16 protein-coding genes and 1 tRNA gene are annotated in these 18819 nt (G+C 40.9%); 7 read left to right on the forward strand and 10 right to left on the reverse strand.

Going from position 1 to position 18819, the window contains the following annotated elements:
• Nucleotides 1-113 precede the first annotated feature (113 nt).
• Nucleotides 114-812 carry an ATP-dependent Zn protease gene (locus CSQ79_RS23065; RefSeq protein WP_099703457.1) on the reverse strand — a complete coding sequence of 233 codons (699 nt, stop codon included), beginning with the start codon at nt 810-812 and terminating at the stop codon, nt 114-116.
• A 141-nt stretch (nt 813-953) separates the two neighbouring features.
• Between CSQ79_RS23065 and CSQ79_RS23070 the strand changes: the two genes are divergently transcribed.
• The 5 genes from CSQ79_RS23070 to CSQ79_RS28410 all read left to right on the forward strand — a co-directional run bounded on the left by CSQ79_RS23070 (nt 954) and on the right by CSQ79_RS28410 (nt 5608).
• Nucleotides 954-1607 (forward strand): Uma2 family endonuclease, encoded by a 654-nt coding sequence (locus CSQ79_RS23070; protein ID WP_099703458.1) that lies wholly within the window; start codon nt 954-956, stop codon nt 1605-1607.
• Nucleotides 1608-1737: 130 nt separating this feature from the next.
• Nucleotides 1738-4173: a phosphoenolpyruvate synthase gene (ppsA, locus tag CSQ79_RS23075; protein WP_099703459.1), complete on the forward strand. Its 2436-nt coding sequence runs from the start codon at nt 1738-1740 to the stop codon at nt 4171-4173.
• Nucleotides 4174-4219: 46 nt separating this feature from the next.
• A complete protein-coding gene (locus CSQ79_RS23080) occupies nt 4220-4747 on the forward strand; it encodes a universal stress protein (protein ID WP_099703460.1) in 528 nt (175 codons plus the stop codon).
• Between the two features lie 151 nt (nt 4748-4898).
• Nucleotides 4899-5441 carry a DUF3122 domain-containing protein gene (locus tag CSQ79_RS23085; protein ID WP_289501470.1) on the forward strand — a complete coding sequence of 181 codons (543 nt, stop codon included), beginning with the start codon at nt 4899-4901 and terminating at the stop codon, nt 5439-5441.
• A gap of 32 nt (nt 5442-5473) precedes the next feature.
• A complete protein-coding gene (locus CSQ79_RS28410) occupies nt 5474-5608 on the forward strand; it encodes a hypothetical protein (protein WP_289501471.1) in 135 nt (44 codons plus the stop codon).
• A 77-nt stretch (nt 5609-5685) separates the two neighbouring features.
• Here the strand turns inward: CSQ79_RS28410 and CSQ79_RS23095 are convergent, their stop codons facing one another.
• From CSQ79_RS23095 to CSQ79_RS23135, 9 genes are all read right to left on the reverse strand, one after another.
• Complete coding sequence (locus CSQ79_RS23095; protein ID WP_099703462.1) at nt 5686-8802, reverse strand: DUF4132 domain-containing protein; 3117 nt, start codon at nt 8800-8802, stop codon at nt 5686-5688.
• Between the two features lie 166 nt (nt 8803-8968).
• A complete protein-coding gene (locus CSQ79_RS23100; protein WP_099703463.1) occupies nt 8969-9409 on the reverse strand; it encodes a hypothetical protein in 441 nt (146 codons plus the stop codon).
• Between the two features lie 95 nt (nt 9410-9504).
• Nucleotides 9505-10176, reverse strand: a complete 672-nt coding sequence (gene nblB / locus CSQ79_RS23105) for a phycobilisome degradation protein NblB (protein ID WP_099703464.1) — start codon at nt 10174-10176, stop codon at nt 9505-9507.
• 99 nt (nt 10177-10275) lie between these two features.
• Nucleotides 10276-10737: a CBS domain-containing protein gene (locus CSQ79_RS23110; protein WP_289501472.1), complete on the reverse strand. Its 462-nt coding sequence runs from the start codon at nt 10735-10737 to the stop codon at nt 10276-10278.
• 258 nt (nt 10738-10995) lie between these two features.
• Nucleotides 10996-12033: a M42 family metallopeptidase gene (locus CSQ79_RS23115; protein WP_099703465.1), complete on the reverse strand. Its 1038-nt coding sequence runs from the start codon at nt 12031-12033 to the stop codon at nt 10996-10998.
• A 99-nt stretch (nt 12034-12132) separates the two neighbouring features.
• Complete coding sequence (locus tag CSQ79_RS23120) at nt 12133-13176, reverse strand: FecCD family ABC transporter permease (protein WP_099703466.1); 1044 nt, start codon at nt 13174-13176, stop codon at nt 12133-12135.
• Entirely contained in the window at nt 13173-14189 is a 1017-nt protein-coding gene (locus CSQ79_RS23125; protein ID WP_099703467.1) for a FecCD family ABC transporter permease, read from the reverse strand. The genes CSQ79_RS23120 and CSQ79_RS23125 overlap by 4 nt, the downstream gene beginning before the upstream one ends.
• A 647-nt stretch (nt 14190-14836) precedes the next feature.
• Nucleotides 14837-15169 carry a cyclic di-GMP-binding domain-containing protein, MshE-related gene (locus tag CSQ79_RS23130; RefSeq protein WP_289501473.1) on the reverse strand — a complete coding sequence of 111 codons (333 nt, stop codon included), beginning with the start codon at nt 15167-15169 and terminating at the stop codon, nt 14837-14839.
• 369 nt (nt 15170-15538) lie between these two features.
• Entirely contained in the window at nt 15539-16045 is a 507-nt protein-coding gene (locus CSQ79_RS23135; RefSeq protein WP_099703468.1) for a hypothetical protein, read from the reverse strand.
• Between the two features lie 519 nt (nt 16046-16564).
• Here CSQ79_RS23135 and CSQ79_RS23140 point away from each other — a divergent pair.
• Together CSQ79_RS23140 and CSQ79_RS23145 are read left to right on the forward strand one after the other, a co-directional pair.
• Nucleotides 16565-16646: transfer RNA gene (locus tag CSQ79_RS23140), tRNA-Leu, on the forward strand.
• Between the two features lie 179 nt (nt 16647-16825).
• Nucleotides 16826-18814, forward strand: a complete 1989-nt coding sequence (locus CSQ79_RS23145) for a serine/threonine-protein kinase (protein WP_099703469.1) — start codon at nt 16826-16828, stop codon at nt 18812-18814.
• Nucleotides 18815-18819 lie beyond the last annotated feature (5 nt).

The following is an 18819-nucleotide window of genomic DNA, read 5'->3' on the forward strand; positions in this document are numbered from 1 at the left end:
ACAAAGTCCACCAATTTAGAGTCGTGAAGTGTTGAGTGTTAAATTATGAGTTATGAAAATTCTTTTAATTCAAAACTCAAAACTATGTTTGAACTGACTACTTAAATAATTATTTAACCAACTAGATTTGATTTTAGTGTTAATGAATCAATTAAATCACTACAACTAGCAACATCAGTGCGTTCTTGCATTGCAGTAACTAAAGCTTCATACGTTGCCCAATTTTGTTTTAGTAAGGTACACGCTTGTAAGCTACAAAATCGCTGCTTCAGTTCTACACTTGCAGCAGAAAATCCCAACGATGAAAGCACGGTCTGAAGATGTTGACGGTCATCAGCACCACCTTCGGCGCGATCGTATACTAAGGTTTCTGCAGCGATTCCTGCCATCCAGATTGTACAGTAACGATCTAACAATTGAGCTGAGATTGTTCCCTGGGCGAGTTGAGATGCAACTTCGGTATCATCAAAGCTTACCCCACCTTGTCCTGGATGTTTTTGTTGTAAAGCTTCCCAAGCACTTAAAGCATAGCCTGTAACCGGAATGCCTAAAAGATGCGCGACAAGAAAGTGTCCAGCTTCATGGCGAATAATGCGATCGCGGTGTTGAGGAGAAAAACTTGCTAACCAGTCTAGTATTAGTGTACCGCCCTTACCCTGTAAGCCGAAACTATCTAACGTAGCAAGCCCTAGAAGGCTAAAAGTCGCGATCGCGGGAAGTGTAGGGGACAGATTAAACATTGGTCCTAGCAAAGCTGTCATTGTCGTTAGAAATATGGCGATCGCCGTTAAATTAAGCGCAGTTTGACTCATAGTGTAATTTTATTTCTAATTGTAACGATTCTTAAGTATTAGATTATCGTGCAGAGGTTTGGCGTTCAAGAACACAGCGATAGAGAAAAGCTCTGTTGAAGTAACATATTTAATATCGGACAATACTAGAAGCTTGCGGCGATGGTTAATCCACCTCCAGTCTTAAACACCGTTCCTACTGACACCTGGGTAGCAGCAGCTTGGGAAGATTTTCTGACGTTTGCGGACGATCCGACTTTAGTAAGTGGAAGGTTTTACTACGATGAAGGCTGCATGAGGATTGAGATGTCGCCATTAGGTTCTGCGCACGGTCAAGATAATTCCGTTGTTTCTACCGTTATTGTTTTATATGCAGCAATGAAGAACATTGCAATTAAAGAATTGACAAACACCAGTTTTAGAAAAGCTCGATTGCAAGAAGCACAACCTGATATTGCATACTATGTCGGCAAAAACTTGAGATTTCCGCCGCGTAATAATGCACCTGTAAACTTAAATGAACTCGATCCACCAACACTTGTAGTTGAAGTTGCGGCTTCTTCCCTAGAAGACGATAGCAATCGCAAACAAAAGCTTTATCAACGCATGGGCGTACAAGAATACTGGGTTGTTGATGTTAATGCAGGTAAAGTGATTGTAAGTTGTTTAACACCAACACAGAGTCATTTCATTCGTGAATCACAAGTGTTACCAGGACTAGATATTAACTTAGTAGAAGAAGCCTTGAAACGTTCTCAAACTGAAGATGACGGGGCAATTAGTCGGTGGTTAATTGCTACACTAAATCAACAATAAGGTCAACGCAACCTCACAATTTCCTCAAGTTGTTTTCCTATAACTAAAGATGTAAAAATGAGAAGTAAATCGCGAGTTCTCCACAAAAGCTTCTCACGAAAACTAACTAATGCTAAGAGGAAGTTGATTGATGTTGCAAACTACGGTTGCTCAAACTGCTGGTAAGCAAGCTTTCGTGTTGGAACTAGATACAGTTAGCTTAGCTGATCTCGCCTTGGTGGGTGGTAAAAATGCTTCTCTAGGAGAAATGATCCAGCAACTATCCAACCAAGGAATCAACGTTCCCAGTGGTTTTGCTACCACCGCAACGGCTTATCGCTACTTTATGCAGTCGGCTGGATTGGAAGCAGAATTAGGTAAATTGTTTGCAGATTTAGATATTGAAGATGTCAACCAACTACGACAAAAAGGTAGACAAGCACGTTCCTTAATTTTGCAAACCTCATTTCCCACAGAACTAGAAGAAGCGATCGCCACTGCTTACAATCATTTGTGTCAGCGTTACGGTTTTGATACCGATGTTGCGGTGCGTTCTAGTGCTACTGCTGAAGATTTACCCGATGCAAGTTTTGCCGGACAACAGGAAACTTATCTCAATGTCCACGGATTAGCCGCAGTTCTCGACGCTTGTCATCGATGCTTTGCTTCCTTGTTTACAGATCGGGCAATTTCCTATCGCCAAATCAAAGGATTTGATCACTTAGATGTTGCACTTTCTGTCGGCGTGCAAAAGATGGTGCGATCGGATATGGCTGCTTCAGGAGTTATGTTTTCGATTGATACCGAATCTGGTTTTAAAGACGCAGTGTTGATTACTGCTGCTTACGGGTTAGGGGAAAATGTCGTCCAAGGAATGGTTAACCCTGATGAATACTTGGTGTTTAAACCAACCTTAAAAGCTGGCTTCCGCCCGATTTTAGAAAAGCGCATTGGGACAAAAGAACTGAAACTTGTTTACGATGTTGGTGGTTCTAAACAAACAAAAAACATCCCTGTACCCCTTGACGATCGCACACAGTTCACCCTTAACGACGAGGAAGTTTTGCAACTAGCGCGGTGGGCTTGCTTGATTGAAGATCACTATTCCCAAGTGCGAGGAACTTTCACCCCGATGGACATTGAATGGGCGAAAGACGGGATTACAGGAGAAATGTTTATTGTCCAAGCGCGTCCTGAAACGGTGCAATCGCAAAAACATCAGAATGTATTGCGAAGTTACTCGCTGCAAGAACGTAGTCGAGTCCTCGTGACAGGACGCAGTATTGGCGAAGCAATCGGTCAAGGAAAAGTCCGCGTGATTCTAGACGTTCACAAACTCGATCAGTTTAAAGCGGGAGAAGTTTTGGTGACTTATAAAACCGATCCTGACTGGGAACCGATCATGAAAAAAGCGAGTGCGATTGTCACCAACCAAGGCGGACGGACGTGTCATGCTGCAATCATTGCCCGCGAGTTAGGAATTCCGGCGATCGTTGGTAGTGGTAATGCAATTAGTTTGTTGAAAACTGGTCAAGAAGTCACAGTTTCTTGTGCTGAAGGTGAAGAAGGTAAAGTTTATCAAGGCATATTACCTTATGAAGTTCAAGAAGTAACGCTGGAAAATTTACCGCGCACCCGCACGCAAATCATGATTAACTTGGGTAATCCTGCAGAAGCGTTTGGTGTGGCTGCAATTCCTAATGATGGTGTCGGATTAGCACGGTTGGAGTTTATTATCGCTAACCATATTAAGGTGCATCCGTTGGCGTTGATTCACTTTAATGAACTTCCAGAAGATGCAATCAAAGATCAAATTGCCACATTAACTTCGCAATATGAACATAAACCGCAATACTTTGTGAATAAGTTAGCGCAAGGTGTAGCAACAATTGCGGCAGCTTTTTACCCAAAACCTGTAGTCGTCAGGCTATCAGATTTTAAGAGCAATGAATATGCCAATCTCTTAGGTGGACGCGATTTTGAACCACAAGAAGAAAACCCTATGATTGGCTGGCGCGGCGCATCTCGGTATTATAGCGATCGCTACCATGAAGGCTTTGCTTTGGAGTGTCAAGCTATCAAGAAAGTCCGCGAAGAAATGGGCTTGACAAATGTCATCTTAATGGTTCCGTTTTGTCGCACTCCTGATGAAGGACGTCAAGTTTTAGCAGAGATGGCAAAACATGGCTTGGTACAAGGTGAAAACGGGTTACAAGTTTATGTCATGTGTGAATTGCCTAGCAATGTACTGTTAGCTGAGGAATTCAGCCAAGTTTTTGATGGCTTTTCGATTGGTTCTAATGATTTGACCCAACTTGCATTAGGTTTAGACCGCGATTCAGCAATGGTTGCAGACTTATTTGATGAACGCAATGATGCTGTGAAAAAATTAGTTCAAATGGCGATCGCAACTGCGAAACAATACAATCGCAAAATTGGTATTTGCGGTCAAGCACCCAGCGATTATCCCGAATTTGCCCGTTTCTTAGTTGAGCAAGGAATTGATTCAATTAGCCTCAACCCCGATTCTGTACTTAAAACTCTACTACAAATCGCCGCAGTAGAAGGAATAGAAGTCAAATCATAAAATTCCAATAATTACCTATTACTAACTTTCATTGAGGAGCGTTTTTATGTACACCAGAATTCTCGTTGCACTCGATCGTTCTCCTATGGGCGAACAAGTTTTTCAACAAGCAATTGATGTGGCTAAAGCAACGAATGCTAATGTCATGTTGTTGCACGTTCTTTCTCCAGAGGAACAAGGAAGTCCAGATACTTCTTTGATGAGAGAAGAATACTATCCTGGTTTAAGCAGTGAAATTGCCGAGTTGCATCGTCAGCAATGGCGGGAGTTTGAACAACAAGGAATTGAGATGCTACGCGATCGCAGCGAACAAGCCTCTCGTATGGGTGTTAAAGCTGCTTTTGAGCAGGTTTTTGGTACTCCTAGTCGTGCGATTTGTGACTATGCACGTCAATGGAATGCTGATTTAATTATCTTAGGAAGGCGCGGTCATTCTAGTCTAAAAGAGTTGTTTCTTGGTAGTGTGAGTAATTATGTTCTTCATCACGCTCCTGCTTCAGTTTTGACGATTCAATCTGTTAGTAAAGAAAGTCCTCAAGACAGTCAAAAACAACAAGTAGAAGCATTATCTTAGTTCTCAATTTCAAAACTGCTGCTAGTTTCCGACTAGCGCAGTTACTTATGTCTGAACTACAGAGGCACAGAGTAAAGAATAACTATTTCCTTATCGGATACAAATGTGAGGCAAAATCTGCAAACTATATTAATAGTATTGGAGAAAAACAATGGTGCGTTTGAGAAGAAAACGAAGGTCATTGTACCAAAATCTTTTGCAAACTGTGCTTTGGCTGTTACTACTAGGAATATGGACAATAATTATATTCTTAGGTATTGGAACTTTCATCTCACAGCCAGTACTTGCAGCGGTTAGTCAAATTGAAGCACCAGGAGAAATACTGTATCGTTCTCAGCAGAGATTAACAGATTCTTCCGGAAATTCCTGGCAAGTCATTTTGTTTAAACAAGCGAAACCTGGACAATCAGCTTTAATTAATTTAAGACTCGTAGGATTTCCAACAGTTGCAGAGTTAGTTCATCCACAACCACTCCGAATTACAACGCCTACAGGCGACACTTTGACAGCAAATGATGTGTTTTTAGATGAAGCACCTGCACCAACAATTGCTCAATATGACTTCAAAGATGTTTTACCAAATTTACCTACAGAATCATTAAAACTGAGTTTACCTTTAGTTGGCGATCGCTTCATTCATATTACTGTTCCACGCTTTGTTGTACAGGAATGGCAAGAAGTTGCAGCTACATAGGTGCATTAGTAAAAACACTGGAGAAATTGATTATGAGGCGTAAATGGCGTACTGCTAGCACAGGATTTCTCTGCACTTTACTACTTCTTCTTGTTACCTCAGTTTGGTCGTTAGCAAGTTGCAGTGGAGATCAAGTGATTATTGGTGCAAATAATCATCTTTCTTGACTTAGGTGCGTTATGGATGTGGATACGCAACAAACACGATTGCACGCCAAAAGAAGATCAATTAATAGCAGTATAAATTACAACCTCGTCTGAATCTGATGCAAAATGCTTTTATCTTTGATTTTGTCATCATTTGCCAGTAATAAAATCTTACTGATAACCTCGCTGATCTTTGAATCGCCACCATCGCTAAAAGGCAAAAAAAGTTTCTGTCGTTTTCCCCAGCGATCCGGAACAATACAAAGATGATGACCTGGTTCAATGTGAATTGCTGCACTAGCAAGATGTACTTGATAGCAAGCTAATTTTCCTTGTACTTGCGCAAAATGTCCTGCGACAGTCACATTTGCTAAACCCAAATCAGCGACTAGCGTTCTGATTAAGTCCCCACGTTGTTGATAAGTCTCTTGTGATAAACGTGTGTCTCCCTCGCGTTGTGCTACCGAAACGACTAAATCAGCATCACGCATCACTTCAGAGAAAATGACTGGCGGGATATCAACTAAAGGTAACGCTGTTCCATCAATAAATTGATCGGCTTGAAAATAAATGCGATCGCTTGTAATCTCCTCTGATGCAGATAAATAGTAACTCGCATCTTGAAACTCAAAATAGGCAACTAAATCTAATTCAGGAAAGACTTTAAACGGTATCGGATATTCACCATAACCAAGCTGCCAACCCCGCGATTGTAATAGCCTAGCAACGACCCGTGATTCTAGTTTATGTCCTGCAAAGCGATACGAATAATTGTAAGTTTCTTGTTCCGCAGGTGTCACCAAATAAAGTTTGCGAAATACTTGTTTAAAAGGCTGTACAAGGCGTTGACGCACAATTTCTTGTTGCCATGCTGCTAATTCACCTTTGTGAAAAAGATGATCTGGATGAGCGATATAAGTTTGATTCTGTAATGGTATCAATTTGCCATCCAAGTTTTGTACTGCTAAGGTATCAGCCACAAACAAACCACAGCTTTGTTCCGTCAATAAAACAAGTTGATTCAACATATCCCGTGCGATCGGGATTTGACTAAAGATACTCAGTTCCTCATAGCTTAGCTTCTGCCCTGTTGCCATTATTTCCTCAAAATGACAGCGAAAGCGAGTTATCTGATTGCGCAGTTGCTGTATTGTCGCTTTAATTTCGGTATAGATTTGATTTTGGCGAACAACTGTAGGCACAGACTTAAGCAAGCGATCGCCTCGGTATACTCTAAGTTGAACATCAGCTTGGCTCAAAGCAAGGGTTAGTTGATATTCACCAATTGACCAATGACACGTTTCTGGTGCTATCTTTTGGTTAAAACGCGCCTCCATCATCAACTCTAAGCTTTGCGCGTTGGGATAACCTGCGACTTGTGCTAAATACGCTAAAGCTTGTTGCACTGCTGTTTGTTCGTTTGCCTGTTTTTCTGCACCAAATTTTTTGCTTTCTTTGAGAAACTGCTGTAGAAATAAATAACGTTCTAGAACTTCTTCTTGTCCCTGTTCGAGGGGTAACAAACCATAAGCTTTGGCAGCAAACTGCTTGCGTTTAGGTAGTGACTGTTCAATTTCTGTACGATTCCAACCCGCGATCGCCTCAATCAAAAATACAGTATTCTTATCAAAAACTTTAGCCTCACGCCATAGCGTCCAAATTTCGCGTCCTAAATCCCCAGCTTTTACAAAAGCACTTCTCAGCGCAGCAACTGTTTTTAAATCAAGTTCTACTTCAAATGTATCGGCAGTGTTTTGTTTAATAATTTTCAGTATATTTGTTAAGGGTAATGCCTCATCCCAACCCAAAGCTACACACAATACATTCTGGCTATTTTGAGCAATCGGTAGTAAATATTTTAATGAAGTAAAAGGTAATCTTTGCAACTGAGCAACAAGTGTTTTACGATCTGTGGGTGATTCTGGTTCAGTATCAGTTGCTTGTGCCAAGTTAAGCACAGCCCTCGTAATTCCATCTTGCCACTTAATTTTGTTCGGATTTTGCCTGTAATACTTGTTGGCGTGAGGATACACCAGCTTACCAAGTTGAAATATGCTATGTTGCCTAACAGATTCTAATAAATAATGACTGCCTTGAATCTTAATTCGTGTCAGGATGTAGTAGTTTTCTTTTGAAAGGTTTTGGGCTGTTTCCCGTACTAATTTGTCACAGTATTCTACAATTACTCGGCTAAATTCATCGCTAACTTGCGCGTGAAAAGTAGTGATAACTCCATCAGCAGTCAATTCACAAGCATCATTAAGAATGTGTGGTAAATGTTGTACAGCTTGACAAAATTCTGTATAGCCGAAACGTCCATATTCATGCAAACGATTCATCAAGCGTGGAAAGTAATAGCAAAGTCCTTTGTCTGATTGTGAGTAGAAACCACGTCCGTAAATTTGATATGCCCGAATTGATTTACAACTGTCAAAATCATATGGGTACGCATATGCATCAAAGTTGAATTGCCATTGCTGCTGTTGAGACTTGGCATCATCGTTGTAACAAGGAAACCCTTGAGGAGTGTAGTACATTTTCCCAAAGTAATTAGCAGGATCGAAAGGTCCAAAATCCCATTTTCCAAGCACAAGTTGTTCAACTAGATGTATGTTTTGCGAAGATGGTGGTAGCTCTAGCACTAACGCTAAGCAATCTTGTAAAGTTGGTGTTAAATACAATTCAGGAACACAGCAAATCCTCTGACGCTGTTTGATTTCGACTTCGTTGGTATAAAAGGGATTTGCCAGAATTTGTATCAATCTTGTTGCTAGGCGATCGCAGATGTCAGGTGGAGTAAATTCAATCAAGCAGGCAGTTAAGATTTCTACAACAGCTTGATATGCTGGTGCATTGAGTATGTAAGAATGCCACAGTATCGGATTGAAATACATATCAGCCGCCAAGCTACCTACTTCAGTTATTGGCAAGCGTGTTATTAATTGCTCTAAACTTCTTTTGACTAATGATGGCGATCGCCCAAAATCGTGAGGCACACTCCAACCAAAAACTATATGCCCACTAGGAGTATTGAGCATTGCCTCATTGCTCAAGGTTGCCATTTCACCCCTAAGTAGCAACTGGTAAATTCCTTGTTGGGTATGGAAATGCTGGTAAGTCTTAATCTGATCTATCTGCCATACATCTACAAGTAAAGAGGAAATCTCTCGTTCAAATAAAGTAACTCTTTCTTGCAGCGAGGTTGGTATTTCCATGATTTATACCGTTAGCTAAATGCCATGAACTATAAGCACCTTGACTGAAGTCGAGGCTACTTAAGCAAAGTGTGCATTCGCACACTAAATATGAGAGTTTGATCGCTAAGTCTACGGAGGTAGACTTTGCTTGTTTAGCTGCGAATAAATTCGCTAAGCGTTCATGTTAACCACCTACCAATGGCATTAACCGCAAGAATACAACTTTTGTTTCTCGACTCAGCGTTATTTCTGCTTCTAAGTTTTCTACTTGCTGACCGTTGACTAAAATAATGTATGCCCCATCAGTAAACGCTTGCAGTGCCTTTTTCACCTCTATTTTGGTATCAATTTGAAGTGTATTATGTGGCTTTGAAGGAAAGCGTACAGCTCCTTGTTGCGCTTGCTCGGCAATTTCTGATGTGGTTAAATACTGACGTTCTAAAGCACGACGCACTTGCTGTGCATCCATTTGATGTTGTATCTGTAACTCGCGAACCTGGGCTTCTACGCTGCGTTGAATCAGTTCAGCGACTCTAAGATGTTGGGAGTGCAATAAGACTTCTGGTAGTTGTGGTGCTTCTGGAAGCCCACCAAAAACTTGAGTACGAACTGCGATCGCTGGCATAGTACACTTGCTTTTTGCTAAGACTAGAACAAGTGTACTACTAATTAACAGGGCGATCGCACAACTTCAAGATATCTTTAAGGGAACCTAGTAATTTAATCTATTTGCTCTAAAGCCGTTTTAGCTTCCTGCGCTACAGCTTCTACTTCGTCGTTTGCCATTTCTGCTAATATTGACCGTGCTTGCGTTCCACCCAATTTTCCTAAAGATTGAGCAGTACGATAGCGTACTTGCCAATCTGCATTAGAGACGTGAGGGGCTAGAAGTTCTACGGCGCGTGCGTCTTTTAAGTCTCCCAACGAACTAATTGCTGCAGTTTTTACTAAGTCAATATCTGAATTTAGTGCTTCTTTAAGCAAGTCAAAGGAACGCGGATCGCCGAGTTCACCTAACGTAGCGACAATACTAAACTTGATCAGCCACTCACTTGTACTGTGATAGAGTTGCTCTAAATCAGTATATGCCTCAGTTAACTTCAAAGCACCAATACAGTCGGCAGCAGCAGCTTGAACATCAGGTTCAGGGTCGTTTTTGAGGCGATCGCGCAATAAATCGAGAGACACTTGCAAATTCTGTCCGCCTAATGTATCCATTTGACTAACTGCCGAGTAGCGAACACGAGCATTAGTATCTTGAACAGCACTTTGAGCTAATTCAAAAGCAACCGCTGTATCTTCTAGTTCCCGAATTTGATTTACCGCCCGCAGGCGTTCTCCCAAATCCTCAGAACTAAGCATTTGTTTAACAGTTTCAGGTGTCACAGTCATTTAATTATTCCAGTTTTAAATTAAATCAATCTACAAATTTCAAGCAACGAGTAGAATACACGTAAACTATACTAATCCCTCACTGCTCGCCCCTCGCCCCTAATCTTCCGCTGCCATTGCCCGTACTACATCTCCACGGGTGAGAATGCCAATAATCTTTCCTTCTGAGTCGATAACAGGTAGGCGGCGCACTTCGCGATCGTGCATTAACTTAGCAGCCTCTCTCAAAGTTTTATCAGGGGAAACAGTAACCGGATCGCTACTCATTACTTCCCCGACAGTTTGCCCTAGGGCTTTATGTAAGTCGCGCTCGTATTTGGCAGGATTTTGTAAATAAATCACACTATCGAGAATCATAATGTATGCAGGAGGGGTCACACCTGTTTCCTGCCACATCAAGTCGCTTTCAGAGATAATGCCGACTAATTTGCCAGTATCATTAACAACAGGCAAACCACTGATACGTTTCTCTGCCAGAATTTGAATAGCTTCGTTCAAAGGTGTTTCTGAGCGTACGACAATTGGATCGCGGCTCATCACCTCAGCAACAGTCTTAGGCATTTAATTAAAGATATCTACAATTTAAGTCCTCTGCGATCATTGTATAAAATTCAGACAACTAACCCGCATAGGTTTATGGTTTGTAACTAGAGAGTGAGTGGTGAGTGACTAGTGGCTAGTAGTTAGTGATTAGTTTTGAGTTTTGAATTGAAAGAATTGAAAGAATTTTAAACTTTGGGTTTTCTTAACTCATAACTCTCCAGACTTACTTAGCTCCTCCCGATCTAAATTTCTCTAGTTCGGTATGTTCTAAATCGCTCAATTAAAGGGAGTTTCGCAGAAGGCTTGGAGTAATTTAATGCAGTTAGCGATCGCACCCAAGTGAGCAATTTCATAACCGTGGGTATTTTGTGTCGGAAATGCTAAACACGCCGCACGGGGAACATGACCAAATTTCATGGCGATCGAAGCATCGCTACCAAAACCACTCAAGGTTGCGAGTTGTACTGGCATATCTAGCTTTTGTGCTACTTGTCTTAGTTGTCCGTTAAGCGTTTCATCGTAAATTCCGTATCCATCTTGCGAGAGAATTACGGGTGCTTCTCCAGATTTAATTGGGTATTCTGGCGCTAAAGGACAAATTTCTAATGCAATTAAAGCATCCAAATGCTGCTTTTGACTAAAATACAGCGCTCCCACTGCACCCACTTCTTCTTTTGCTGAAGCCACAAGATAAGTATCAACAACTGGCTGTTTGATTTGTTCTGCTAATGCCAGCAAAATTGCCACAGAAGCTTTATTATCCAGCGTGTAACTTGCAATATAATCTTTCAATCGCGCTGGATGTTTGCGATGTTTCCCGATGACTACCCGCGTTCCTGGGCGAATTCCTGCATCGTCGAGTTCTTCTGGCGTACACTTCGTCTCAATCCATGCATTTTCCCACTTTACAGGAGTATCTTCTTGCAACTCTTTTTGCGGCGATTCGTGCGATACATGGCGCGAACCAAAGCTGAGAATACCGCTAATCGTTTCATTGTCACCAAGTAAATCGACAACGCCTTCACCATAAATCCAAGGATAAGAACCTCCTAGCCTGCGAACTTCGACTTGCCCTTCATCACCAACTGTTTTGACAATTGCACCAATTTCGTCTTTGTGTGCGGTAATTGCAATAGATCGACTCGCGTCACGCCCTGGAATTTTGGCAATAATGTTATCGGCGCGATCGCACCAGACTTCTACTGAAAGTGCCGCAAATTGTTGCAGTAATAATTGATTAATCTCTCCTTCTGCACCACTCGGCGAATGATGCATCACTAATTCTTGAATAAGTTCAAATATTTCGTCGTACATGAGCTAGGAAATGAGGACCAACACAATTCACAAAAGCGGAGGAAGACAATTCATCTACCAACAACTAGTCACGAGTGACTTACTACATCATTACCCAAATTACTGATTGCGCTTCTGCACTAATAAATACATAAAATAAGGAGCACCAATAACCGCAGTCACGATACCACAAGGAATTTCAATCGGAGCAAATAGGGTACGTCCTAATAAATCAGCAACAACAACAAGCATCGCACCCATCATCCCTGCAACTGGAACGAGCGAACCATGTGTAGAACCTACGAATTGACGTGCCATATGAGGAGCCATTAAACCGACAAAACCAATTGCACCAGCCGTTGCTACCGCAGATCCAGCAAGCGCTGTACTAATCAGTAACAACCAGCCGCGCTGCCACTCTACATGACAACCTAATCCAGTAGCAAGATCGTCACCTAAAGCTAAGGCATTGAGTTGTCGAGTCTTAACTAAAGCCAATGGCACAAATACAGCAAGCCAAGGTAAAAAGGCAAAAACCTGCTCCCAACTACGTCCGTAAACACTTCCTGCTAACCAGACTAAAGCTTGGCTAACGCTGTTAATCTCACCGAATGTCACAATTACACTCGTGCAAGCACCAATCACAGTAGCAATCCCAACTCCAATTAAAATCAACCGCAACGGAGAACTGCCCCCCTCCCATGCTAAAAAATAAATCAGCAATGAAACTACTAGCGCCCCAGCAAAGGCAGATAAGGGTAAAAACCCTACAGGAACATTAGGAAACAAGACAATCAAGCTCACAGCGGCTAAACTTGCACCAGCATTAACACCAATAATGCCAGGATCTGCAAGTGGGTTACGGGTAATTCCTTGCATGATTGCGCCAGAGATCGCGAGTGCTAGCCCTACTAGACTTGCTACTAAAGTTCTCGGTAGTCGCAGTGTATTAATCACAAATGCGTAGTCAGAATTTCCTTCTAACCCCAATACCGTTTGAATAACAGCAAGTGGTGGTATGGGATATTCTCCATACCCAATGCTAGCAATCATTGCTACCAAAGTTACAAGTAACAACAATAGCAACACAGTTAGAACACGCTGCTTGATGCGGAGTGATAGCGGTAGCGATCGCGAACGAAATTGAAAGGTATTTTGCTTCATTTACTAACTTTCATCCGAGCAAGATAAACAAAGAAGGGCGCACCAACTAAGGCTGTTACGATGCCTACGGGCAATTCTTGTGGTCGAATAATCAGTCGCGCAACAACATCGGAAGCTAGCAATAATATCGCACCGAATATTGCACTATATGGTAGAAGCCAGCGATAATCTATCCCAATCAGTAAGCGGACAATGTGAGGAACGACTAAACCAATGAAACCGATAGGTCCTGCTGCCGCAACAGCACTACCAGCTAATAACAATACAGCGACAGCAGCAGCAATTTTCACCCAGGCAGTTTTTTGTCCTAAGCCTTTGGCAACATCTTCACCAAGATTGAGAATGTTAATTTGTCTTGCTAAAGCAAGTGCGAGTACAATGCCAATAATAATGTATGGCAACACTTGTCCAATAATTGCATAATCGCGACCAGCAACACTTCCTGCTAACCAAAAGCGAATTTCATCAAGAGTGCGTTGACTCACAATCAAAATGCCTGTTGTGATTGCTGAAAGTAATGCTGCGATCGCCGCACCTGCAATTGTCAGATTGAGCGGAGTAATACCACCACGCCCTAAAGAACCCAGAAGGTAAACACTCACAGCACTTGCACCAGCACCGAAAAACGCACACCAAACATAAAAAATGGGTTCAGAAGTCCCAAAAAGAAAGATAGCAATAACAACAGCAAACGCTGCACCTGCATTGATTCCCAAAATTTCGGGATCTGCTAAGGGATTACGGCTAATACCTTGCATAATTGCTCCAGCAATAGCGGTTGCTGCACCAACAAGAATTGCTAGCAGCGATCGCGGTACGCGCACTGTACGAATGATCAGATGTTCCGTTGAACCATCAAAAACAGCGATCGCCTCATAAATTGTTTTCAATGAAATGTCCGCTGCACCTAAGGCAATGCTGACAAATAGACAGATCATCAATAACACTAAGCTGATAATTAAGCCTATCAGTGGCGATTTACTCGTTTGTTCTCTGTTTGCTAATTCTGCCATACCTTAGTTTTCATACCTTATTGTTGCTTAGATACTGCGATCGCATACGTTCATTTTTTGGCAGTTGTGGACAATCAACATCAAAAATTACTCTCAACTATTGGCAAATTCTATCAATAATTTTGTGAAATTTATCATTCTATTCTTCTTGACTGAGTAAAATCAATTTTATTTTAGAAGAGCAAAGAGCAAGTATTTAGTACAAATGCACTAAAAGTAACAATACCTTTTTTTAGCGATCTTAGTTCTAAACGGTTGATGTAGTTCAATCTTAAATTAAAAAAGCTCTCTTAAACTTCGCGTCTTAGAAGTTTAAAAAGAGCAAAAATAAGTATATTAATCAAATTAAAGATTAAGTATGAGATATAGCATTTCTAAATGATTCACGAACTTACCAACTTGTTAGCTAATAGCTAAGAACAATAAATAAGTCTTTTCTTAGCAATCAACCATTATTAATTTCAAGAAAATATTCATAACTCAGATAGAAATGCCATATGTATCTTACTTACTGATATTCAACAAACATACTGTATTTAATCAATTTAATTCATTCGATTGTTTTTTAGTTATTTGTAGAGTTATTAAATTAGCCAAAACCCCTTTTTTTGCCAATATTGTTTCTCCAAAAAATCATTTAAGCATTGTCAAGAAATTATGCATTTTTCAACCAGTAACTGCCCCAACTGTTTATTTGAGTGGCGTTGTTCAAGTAAAACTTGTTTGAGTTCGTCTAAAGAAATAACTTGCTCTTGAAGAAGTAACTGACCAAGCTTAATATTTTGTTCACCTAAAACTCTATCGAGAGTTTCTTGAGGAATTATGTTTGTTTCTACTAAAATTTGTCCTATTTGTTTTCGTTTTTGGCTTTGTTCAACTAGAACTTTTTCTATTTTTTCTTGAGAAACTAAGCCTTTTCGTACTAGCATTTTGCCTAGTGCTACTTTTTCTACTTTTCTCTCAAAAGTATTAGTAAACATTACTAAACCTTGAATAAATTATGTTTATCTCATTATAGTGGTAACAAATCAATGATTACCTAAAAAAACAGAGTAACATTGACTCATTTTTTATAAACTTTATCAGTTCAAATTAGGCATTTATACAAAAAACCTTTCTAAAAAGGTCTGTATTTATATTATTCCCTTCTTTAAGAATTCTGGGTATAGAAACTGTAAAGACATCAAGAATCTTTAATGTTTAGCTGAAAATTAATGACTAATGATTCAAGTGGCTTACGAGACAAGATACAAGCGATCGCGCTTTCAATAGTAACTAGCTACTCAATATCCATGTTGCCAATTACAAAATTATTTTGAAATGCGATCGCGCCTTCAACTTCAGGTCATCTACTTCTTCGGAGCCTGCGGACGATAATTACCGCTAGTAGATACTTGTCTTGCTGGCTTTTTAGCACTTTGCTGCTGATAAAAATCGAGTACCGTTTGCACATAAGTAGCTGTAGAACTACTACTACAACCGCTTGTGCTTCCTGTCATCCACCAACAGGCAGTACGACGTATTGCTGTTATTTCGTTGTTGCTACTCGCTGCGTACTGCTTTTGTAACTCTCGGCGTGTAATACAAGAAACGATTTCTCTTGCTTTAGCGGGGCTAGCTTCAAGTTCTTGCGGTGTGAGTTCTCTGCCGATACATTGTTTAGACCAACTTGGTATAATTCCTGGCGTAATTTGCCATGCACTATAAAGCCCATCATTTGTCTTACCAGTTTTAGGCGCAGCTAGCCGTAATGCTTCCACCATGGCTTCAACTTGTGTATTAGTCACTTGTTGTGCTTGAACTGGTAGTGTCCACAGTCCTAAACTCACAATTATTCCACCAAGCAGTACACGCATGATTCTCCTCTGGCACTCTGAAATTAAAAAGCAATCAGGTAGGTAATTCTAGCATTGTCTAGAGTCAACTTAGCCACTTGGTATTACCCAAAAGGAGCGAGGAGCGATTTCTTTGCAGCGGGACGAAGTCCGGAGCGAGAGAAAAAGCTTCAGTTGGAGATCAAAAGCCCCCTCTCTTGAAAACTCCCGCATCGTGACGGGAACCGCCCGCCGCAGGATGCCCAAAGGGCTGTAGACACGGGGTTTTCGCTAAATTTAATTAAATTATGTTGAGGACGTTGTGACTCCCCCGCCTCCGCACCTTGTCGTCCGTGGGATTGCTGGCAACAAGACATAATCAGTCAATATTTCAATCTTCTGCTTTTAAGTAATCGAGATTTAATCAACTTTCCCAGCGTATCCAGCATACAGCCTTGTCAGATGTAGCTTGTTTAGTGGCTACGCAAAAATTCAACTTTATAGCCATCGCTCAATCTAATGCATTTGCAATAATATCTGCTATGATGTTAAAGCTGACAAGCGGATGTGGCGGAATTGGCAGACGCGCTAGATTTAGGTTCTAGTTCCGAGAGGAGTGGAGGTTCAAGTCCTCTCATCCGCATATAAACTAAAATAGCTGAAATGGTTATTTCGCAAGTTAGTCTGTAACTTTAGGCAAATTTTCTCTACGTAGGAATTTCTCTAGAGAGATACTTTAATATGAAAAGAATCAGTCTTAACTAGAGTGTTAAAAACAGGGAGCATCACAGATCCCAAAGCCCAAACTCCAAATTGGATAAGATGTTAGGCAAGCTAATACGCGATCGCTATCAGATTGTTCAAGTCCTCAACACAGAAGGCTTCTGTCACACATACCTTGCCAAAGATACTCATCAACATCACCCAACAACTTGTATTGTTAAACATTTTCAGGCTGTCAGTGACCATCCTGAGTCTTTAGCCACTCTTAGAGGATTGTTCATTAGAGAAGTAGAAGCCCTAAAAAAACTGGGTGACTACGACCGAATTCCTCAACTTTTGTGTAATTTTGAAGAAAATCAAGAGTTTTACCTCATACAAGAATTCATTGCGGGAAATCCATTAAGTACAGAACTAGAACCTGGACAGAAATGGAGTGAAAGCCAAGTTATTCAGCTACTGCAAGAAGTATTGCCGATTTTAGAGTTTATTCACAGCCACGGGCTGATTCATCGCAACATTCAACCTAAAAATATCATTAGAAGACAACATGACGATCGCCTAATATTAGTAGATTTTAGTTCTGTAAAACAAGCTTGGACACGAGTCGTTACTAATCAGGGCAAAACTAGTTCTAACTATTTTCTCAGCGGACCTGCAACAATTGCTATCGGCACAGCAGGCTATATGCCAACCGAACAAGCCCAAGGAAAACCACGTCCAAACAGCGATATTTACGCGCTTGGGATAATTGGAATTCAAGCTTTAACAGGTTTAAACCCCACACAATTTACACAAAACTTTGAAACAGGAGAAATTAACTGGCAAGATCATTGTCCTCAGGTTAGCCCAGAGCTTGCTAATGTGTTAAATAACGCAATCTGCTATCACTACAGAGATCGATACCAAAGCGCAACTGAAGCACTGCAAGCAATACAACCTTTAGTTATGAAGCAGTTACTTTCTCCAACAGTTATCAGTCAGAAAACTCCGACATCAAATTCAGATACAACTTATTTAGATAAAGACTTAAAACAGCAAGGAGACAAACGCGATCTCACTTTTCCGAGTAAATCTACACTACTTTTTGGAAGTTTAATTGGTAGTGTGGCTGCTGTTTTGATTATTGGTGGTAACTACTATTTCACGCGATCGCTACAGCGTACTCCAGAAATACGACCTTCTGTTTCGCCTTCCCCAACTACGCTGAACAAGATTGTATTAGATAAAACACTCTCAGGACATTCTGATACTGTCTGGTCGGTGGCGGTAAGACCAAATAGCCAGAATATCTTAAGTGGTAGTAGCGATCGCACAATTAAACTGTGGGATTTTAGCAGTGGTAAACTACTGCGGACTTTTTCTCGACATTCTGGTACAGTTTGGTCAGTTGCTGTTAGTCCTGATGGGCAAAGCTTTGCTAGTAGTAGCAGTGACAACACCGCAGATGTTTGGGATTTAACAACAGGAAAATTTTTATGTACGCTTGCTGGACATTCTGGTATAGTTTGGTCTACTGCTTTTAGTCCAGACAGTGAAACTCTGGCGACTGGTAGTGACGATCGCACAATTCGGCTGTGGAGTATGACTACAGGAAAAGAATTTCGTCAGTTATCAGGACATTCTGATGCAGTAAGAGCGATCGCCTTTAGTCCTGATGGGCAATATTTAGTCAGTGGAAGTAGTGATACGACAATTAAAGTTTGGGACTTCCGTAGTGGAAAAGTTTTAAGAACACTGCAAGGACATAGCGATCGCATTCTCACTGTTGCAATTAGTCCAGATAATCAATTACTCGTCAGCGGTAGTGTAGATAAAACAATCAGAATTTGGCAACTTAGCAGTGGAAAATTATTACGCACTTTGTCTGGAAATCCTCATTGGGTAAATACCGTTGCTATCAGTCCTGATGGTAACTTGCTTGCAAGTGGTATTGGTAAAAAATTAGAAGTTTGGAATCTCAATACTGGCGAGAAGAGATATATACCCTTTCAAGAAGCAAGTGACATTACTTCTATTTTTTTCAGCACAGATAGTAAAAATATTATTAGTAGTAGTAGAGATAATTCAATCAAGATTTTGCGATTATAAAAACA

Source organism: Gloeocapsopsis sp. IPPAS B-1203 (assembly GCF_002749975.1).
GTDB lineage: Bacteria > Cyanobacteriota > Cyanobacteriia > Cyanobacteriales > Chroococcidiopsidaceae > Gloeocapsopsis.

Coding starts and splice junctions, on each gene's coding strand:
- CSQ79_RS23065 (WP_099703457.1), bottom strand. CDS start 812: ATGAGTCAAACTGCGCTTAATTTAACGGCGATCGCCATATTTCTAACG.
- CSQ79_RS23070 (WP_099703458.1), top strand. CDS start 954: ATGGTTAATCCACCTCCAGTCTTAAACACCGTTCCTACTGACACCTGG.
- ppsA (WP_099703459.1), top strand. CDS start 1,738: ATGTTGCAAACTACGGTTGCTCAAACTGCTGGTAAGCAAGCTTTCGTG.
- CSQ79_RS23080 (WP_099703460.1), top strand. CDS start 4,220: ATGTACACCAGAATTCTCGTTGCACTCGATCGTTCTCCTATGGGCGAA.
- CSQ79_RS23085 (WP_289501470.1), top strand. CDS start 4,899: ATGGTGCGTTTGAGAAGAAAACGAAGGTCATTGTACCAAAATCTTTTG.
- CSQ79_RS28410 (WP_289501471.1), top strand. CDS start 5,474: ATGAGGCGTAAATGGCGTACTGCTAGCACAGGATTTCTCTGCACTTTA.
- CSQ79_RS23095 (WP_099703462.1), bottom strand. CDS start 8,802: ATGGAAATACCAACCTCGCTGCAAGAAAGAGTTACTTTATTTGAACGA.
- CSQ79_RS23100 (WP_099703463.1), bottom strand. CDS start 9,409: ATGCCAGCGATCGCAGTTCGTACTCAAGTTTTTGGTGGGCTTCCAGAA.
- nblB (WP_099703464.1), bottom strand. CDS start 10,176: ATGACTGTGACACCTGAAACTGTTAAACAAATGCTTAGTTCTGAGGAT.
- CSQ79_RS23110 (WP_289501472.1), bottom strand. CDS start 10,737: ATGCCTAAGACTGTTGCTGAGGTGATGAGCCGCGATCCAATTGTCGTA.
- CSQ79_RS23115 (WP_099703465.1), bottom strand. CDS start 12,033: ATGTACGACGAAATATTTGAACTTATTCAAGAATTAGTGATGCATCAT.
- CSQ79_RS23120 (WP_099703466.1), bottom strand. CDS start 13,176: ATGAAGCAAAATACCTTTCAATTTCGTTCGCGATCGCTACCGCTATCA.
- CSQ79_RS23125 (WP_099703467.1), bottom strand. CDS start 14,189: ATGGCAGAATTAGCAAACAGAGAACAAACGAGTAAATCGCCACTGATA.
- CSQ79_RS23130 (WP_289501473.1), bottom strand. CDS start 15,169: ATGTTTACTAATACTTTTGAGAGAAAAGTAGAAAAAGTAGCACTAGGC.
- CSQ79_RS23135 (WP_099703468.1), bottom strand. CDS start 16,045: ATGCGTGTACTGCTTGGTGGAATAATTGTGAGTTTAGGACTGTGGACA.
- CSQ79_RS23145 (WP_099703469.1), top strand. CDS start 16,826: ATGTTAGGCAAGCTAATACGCGATCGCTATCAGATTGTTCAAGTCCTC.